Annotated in this window: 6 protein-coding genes; all 6 read left to right on the top strand. The window is 41.4% G+C overall.

Going from position 1 to position 5,350, the window contains the following annotated elements:
• Nucleotides 1-317, top strand: a 317-nt coding sequence (locus G565_RS26605; protein ID WP_157600160.1) for an IS66 family transposase, incomplete at its 5' end; no start/stop codon positions are given.
• A gap of 63 nt (nt 318-380) precedes the next feature.
• Nucleotides 381-1,400 carry a hypothetical protein gene (locus tag G565_RS25210; RefSeq protein WP_211227238.1) on the top strand — a complete coding sequence of 340 codons (1,020 nt, stop codon included), beginning with the start codon at nt 381-383 and terminating at the stop codon, nt 1,398-1,400.
• Entirely contained in the window at nt 1,400-2,449 is a 1,050-nt protein-coding gene (locus G565_RS0120240) for a hypothetical protein (RefSeq protein WP_028672442.1), read from the top strand. The genes G565_RS25210 and G565_RS0120240 overlap by 1 nt, the downstream gene beginning before the upstream one ends.
• Nucleotides 2,450-2,747: 298 nt before the next feature.
• Complete coding sequence (locus G565_RS0120235) at nt 2,748-3,386, top strand: hypothetical protein (protein ID WP_028672441.1); 639 nt, start codon at nt 2,748-2,750, stop codon at nt 3,384-3,386.
• Nucleotides 3,387-3,584: 198 nt separating this feature from the next.
• On the top strand, nt 3,585-4,706 hold the full coding sequence (locus G565_RS0120230; RefSeq protein WP_028672440.1) for a DUF262 domain-containing protein: 1,122 nt from the start codon (nt 3,585-3,587) through the stop codon (nt 4,704-4,706).
• Entirely contained in the window at nt 4,696-5,187 is a 492-nt protein-coding gene (locus tag G565_RS26940) for a HEPN domain-containing protein (protein ID WP_157600183.1), read from the top strand. The genes G565_RS0120230 and G565_RS26940 overlap by 11 nt, the downstream gene beginning before the upstream one ends.
• Nucleotides 5,188-5,350 lie beyond the last annotated feature (163 nt).

Below are 5,350 nucleotides of genomic sequence, written 5' to 3'. Positions count from 1 at the left end.
GCAGCAAGTCGAGGAATTTATTAGAGCGGCTGCGTGATTACGAGGATGATGTGCTGCGATTTATGGATGATCCATTGGCCCCCTACACTAACAACCAGGGAGAGCGTGACCTGCGCATGGTTAAGGTGCAGCAAAAAGTATCGGGTTGCTTCCGTTCAATGAGGGGCGCTGAAATCTATTGCCGTATTCGCAGCTATCTATCAACCTGCAGAAAGCACTCGGTGGGCGTCGGTGAGGCTTTAGAGTGCTTGTTTACAGGTACGTGGCCTGAGTTTATTCAGGTGAAGCTGCGAGAAACTGGTTTGGACGCTGAATAGTTACCTAATATCAACATAGGTTTTGAATTACCTCGGCTGCTTGATGTTCTCGAAGAACAAGAATTGATCGACGTTAGTGATACGGGTGTTGGCGTTCTCGGTGTGACGACTTCTTCCGCTTTACAGCACACGTCTAGTATTTTCGAATCCCTTGATCCAAAAGGCATAGAGATTTCTGCAATAGAGCTCGCAGAGTATGCTTCAATAAAGCCTGTGCGAAGCTCAGAGTTAGAGGAGCGCCTTTCTGACGATTACAAGCTCGGAAAAAAGGAAATTAGACAGCTGTTTTATGACTCTGAAAATATTGGTTTTGTTGACGTAGAAGCTATCGGGAAAACTGAAAAATTACTTTTCAACGGAAACTTATTTCGCAGGGATTCAGCGGTCAAGACTAAATCTGTTCTAGATTCGCTAAAGCCTGGAGAGCAGGCTTCTCTAATCGAATTAACGGAGAGGCTAAAAAAGAAAGCATGTGTTCCGTATTCGGATGCAATTACCATCTTGGGCGAGCAGCTTTTCAAAAAAGTAAATTCCATTGGTTTATTTGATATTAATGTGGTCAGCAATAGCCAGGAAGAAGTTGGTTATCTTACCCTGCCATCGGCATTCTCGAAGTTTAGCAGCTCTATGGTCGATGATGCATTTGATCTGGCTAAGGCATTCGTCGCTTCGTTAACCTATGGAATGACCAAAAGTACGCATTCGAGGGGGCAGATTAGTATGATTGATAGGCTGTTAGGAGCGTTAATTGACGGAAGAGAGGTTGGTCCAGTAAGTGCTATTGGCCAAGATTATAAGATTTTGGAGCTGAAAGGTGTCGTCTCAATAAGGCATGGCTCTAAGGGAGGGCGTAGCGGTCCCCTTATGAGACTTTTAAAGAAAGAGGTAGGTGAGTTGGCGTTGCAAGCTATTAGACAAGGCGATGTAAGTGAGCAATCAATTACTGCTCTACCTGGAGCTGCAATCACTAAGTTCAGAGGGCCTGAAATGAATAGAGAAATAGTTAGAAGAGAGCAAATACAGAGAAGCCCCTTTGAAACTAATGATATGATAAATGCCTTGAGAACTGGAGGTGGATTTTAATGGTTAAGAAAATCTCCAAAGGTTTCGAGATGGAAGAAAAACTTAGGAATTATTTCCTACAGTCTGGATACTATGTTGTTCGAGGAGTTCCTTTTTCTTATAGAGGTTTTGATGTAACTGATATTGACCTCTGGCTATACAGCCGAGAATCATCTTTAGCTCGAAATATCACTATTGTCGATGTGAAAAATAAGAAAACTCCTCAGGCAATTGAACGAATTTTCTGGGCAAAAGGCCTTGCAAAAGCTGTGAATGCCAACAGTGCTATAGTGGCAACGACGGAAAGGCGACGCGAAGTGAAGGAGTTCGGCCGTGACTTAGACGTTTTAGTATTAGATGGTGTTTTTATCTCTAAGTTGTCAAAATCTGATAGTTTTTTAAAAAGTAGGCTTTCTGATGAGGAGTTTTTGGACGTAATCGACAGTTACAGTCTTGGTAAACTGGATGGTGATTGGAAAGGACAAGTCTTAAAATCTAAGGGTTTGCTCGCTAAGAATATTGGCTTCGACTCATGCAATCAGTGGCTCGAGGTTGCAAAATTCTTCGCAGAACAAGTATTGACAAAGCCTAGCCAAATTGAGCCAGCGTTGAGATGTTTCTACTTTTCTTTGTCTCTATTTTCTATCGGTATAGATCTTATTCTTAAAGAGCTATCTTTCTTGGATCATGATGAGAGAATGAATAGGCTGATAGATGGGTTTACGTATGGGTCTAAAGGTAGGAGTGGCGTGACCCAAATGTTGTCCACATCTCTTTCTCTAATAGAGCAGTTTGCCCCAGAAGGTAAAGCTTTATCCTCCCAGGTGCGGTCTAGAGTGAATGCCGATTTTGAGTCATTACCAACAAGTATAATTGGTGAGTATTTTGCTAAAAGCGAAGTTGGGAAGGTGGTTTTTTCAGTGGCAAAAGAATTTGAAAGCATTTCGATGAATCGGGACTTCAAAAGTCATACCAGCTCAACAATAGAGCTCCGCGGTGTTATTGGATGTTTGTTGGACTATTGGGACATAAATCGTAAAGAGTTTGGTGCAGTGGTAAGTGTTCCATAACAAATTACTGCACTCGGAAAAATTACTCGCTTTACTGAGTTTGTACAGCGGGAAAGTATTGTCGAGACACTCACATTAGGCGGCTATCGGTGTGAGTACTTTGATAGCTTAGATTTATGGAATAGGGGTGGATGTCTCTACAGTTCTCATTATTGTAATTTCCACCTCTGCTTTTGATCTTATTCGAGCGGTTGAAGGCAGATTAAAGTGCCGTATAAAAATGCGCTGCTGTCGAAAATATTTTCCGCTGCGCTTTAAATTTGCTGTATAGCGCGATGTTACATTAAAAGGAGAGATAATGAGGAAGCCGATAGATAGCGCAATTTTTTTGGGTGCCTGCACAGCTATCTTATATTCGTGGAGTACTGCGAACTACCATGGGTTTCTTAAAGCAGCGAGCTTGGATTCTGACATGATGGAGCGAAGCTTCCATCAAGTTATCTACGGTGGCCTAGTTATATCGTTTGGTCCAATTCTATTAATGCTTCTCGTAGTTTCGCTTTCATTGTTTTTCTGGTCTCATGCTGTTTTGCCCTCATACATCGACTGGGTTAGAGGTAGTGTAAAATCTAAACGTCGAGTTATAAAGATCCGCCGATACTGGATAGGAAAGAGGACAGCTCCAAGCATAGAGAAGCAAGAAAAATTTAGATTCAATCGTGTTGCACTTTGCTCATTGGCTGGCGTGGGGTTCGTTCTTAGTCTTGCATATTTCGAGTATAAAGGTTATCAACAAGCAAATGAAGTTATTTATAAGCATATGGCTAGCAATAACAGTCCCGGCAGCATGATTGCTGTCTTGATTAATAAGAGCGAAAAGGAACTTCGCTACCTTGGCTGTGGAGCAAAGAACTGCGCTGGTATCGAGGAAAATACTAACAAAGTATATTACTTTACTCAGTCTAGTGGTTACAGCTTTACCTATACTCGGGACTAAGGAATCTGTAGCGTCTAAGTGGACAGACACAGTAGCAAGAATTTCTTGAAAGACCTCGCTCATAGAAATGTATTTAAGATAAGTTGTAGGAGACAAGTGCTATGGACAGGCATCTTAGTGCTTTGCTCCAATGCTGTGCTTTAATGGGTGCTATACTAAAAATACTTCAATATTTTGTAGAATGGAGAGTGATTCAAAATGAGAGACAATGTCCAGCATCTAAAAGAAGAAGAAAATGACTTCTATTCAGACGATGATTTATTCAAAATATCTTCATGGGGTGCAGACCTCTCATTTAGAGAGTTAATTGATCGATACAGAGATGAGGAGCTAATCAAGCCAGAGCTCCAAAGAAACTATGTATGGGACAAGACTGAAGCTTCTCGTTTCATTGATTCGCTATTGCTCGGGCTTCCAGTGCCAAGTATATTCTTGGCGAAGACAAGTGATGAGAAGATGTTAATTATAGATGGTTATCAACGGGTCATGACCGTTTATGATTATGTGCGGGGTATATTCTCAGGTGACAATAGAGTTTTTAAACTATCTCGCTCTGAAAAGATTAACTCACGCTGGAGAGGTAAGGCATTCTCAGAGCTTGGCGACGCAGAGCAGAGAAGGATAAGAAATACAACGATTCATGCAATTATTTTTATCCAAGAACATCCTTCTAGAGATGATACGAGCCTGTATCAAGTGTTTGAGCGCATAAACACCAGTGGCAGAACATTAATGCCACAGGAAATTCGAAATTGTGTAAATCAGGGAAGCTTTAATGAGCTTTTGTTTGATTTGAATCGATATCCCAATTGGAGGATTCTTTTTGGGACCGAAGAAGACAATCGAATGAGGGATATGGAATTTATATTACGTTTCTTTGCACTTCATCCTGATGAAGTCAATGCTATTGACAAGGAGAGAATTTCGCTAAAGAAGCACCTTAATCAGTTTATGAAACGTCATCAGGATATTGATGGAGTGGAATATGAAAATCTAAAAAATACGTTTATAGAATCTATAGATTTAATCCTGAATACATGGGGGGAATCAGCCTTTCACAATCTCTCACCATCCGATCCAAACCGCTTAGTTAGGAAGTTCAGTCCTACAATATTTGATTCTATTTCGAACGCAGCAGCAATGGCGATAGAAACCGGGCTTACACTAGCACCAGGTGACGCCGAAACAAACCGTCGTCGTCTAATCCGAGATGATAGTTATCGATCAGCGATCAGCAAAGAGACTATGAGAAAGGACTCCATTGAAACACGTATTTCTTTAGCATATTCTTATCTCTTCGGTGATGGCTATGAACAATGATTCTGTTCGCCATTTGCTTGACTCCTGTGATAATGAGATTGCCTCACTGGAAAGTTTAGTTCATGGATTAGGGATTGGCAGTTCAATAGTGCCGTATTTGAGTAAGTACGGTTTAGTTAAGGCATGTGGAACGATAGAACAAGCGTTTAAATCTATAATTTCTGACAAGTGCTCATATAGGGCAAAGAAACAGATTAAAAACTTCTTAACACAGAAAGTAAGGAACAGTTCATCAAATCCATCTTACAGTAATATGTGTAATTTGCTGAAAGATTTCGATGGCACTTGGAAGGATGGTTTCAAGGCGGCTATTGATGCGCATCCACAATCTGGTTCTTTGAAGACTTCATTGCAATCGCTTGTAGATGCTAGAAACGAATTTGCTCATGGGGGAAGCCCTAAGATTTCAATTGGAGATGTTTCTAAATACTATTCAGATGCACGCAAGGTAATTGAATGTTTGGATCGGGTTGTAGGTTAGCAGGGCGGAAATGGGTCAGGCAGTGCGCCGGGAAGCCAAAGTGGACAGGCAAGGCTAGTAGGACACACACAACACAAAAGGCGCTGTCGTGACACCCACACTAGGCAGCTATCAACCTGGATACTCTGATAGTCTCAACATATGGAATAAACTTGGGTGCCGC

Origin of the sequence: Saccharospirillum impatiens DSM 12546, from assembly GCF_000423605.1 — a bacterium.
Lineage (GTDB): Bacteria > Pseudomonadota > Gammaproteobacteria > Pseudomonadales > Natronospirillaceae > Saccharospirillum > Saccharospirillum impatiens.
The sequence above is the reverse complement of the archived record's forward strand: the minus strand, read 5'-3'. Positions and strand labels throughout refer to the sequence as shown.

What these genes read in the sequence shown, in the direction of transcription:
- G565_RS0120230 (WP_028672440.1), top strand. Translation starts at nt 3,585, where the DNA reads ATGAGAGACAATGTCCAGCATCTAAAAGAAGAAGAAAATGACTTCTAT.
- G565_RS0120235 (WP_028672441.1), top strand. Translation starts at nt 2,748, where the DNA reads ATGAGGAAGCCGATAGATAGCGCAATTTTTTTGGGTGCCTGCACAGCT.
- G565_RS26940 (WP_157600183.1), top strand. Translation starts at nt 4,696, where the DNA reads ATGAACAATGATTCTGTTCGCCATTTGCTTGACTCCTGTGATAATGAG.
- G565_RS0120240 (WP_028672442.1), top strand. Translation starts at nt 1,400, where the DNA reads ATGGTTAAGAAAATCTCCAAAGGTTTCGAGATGGAAGAAAAACTTAGG.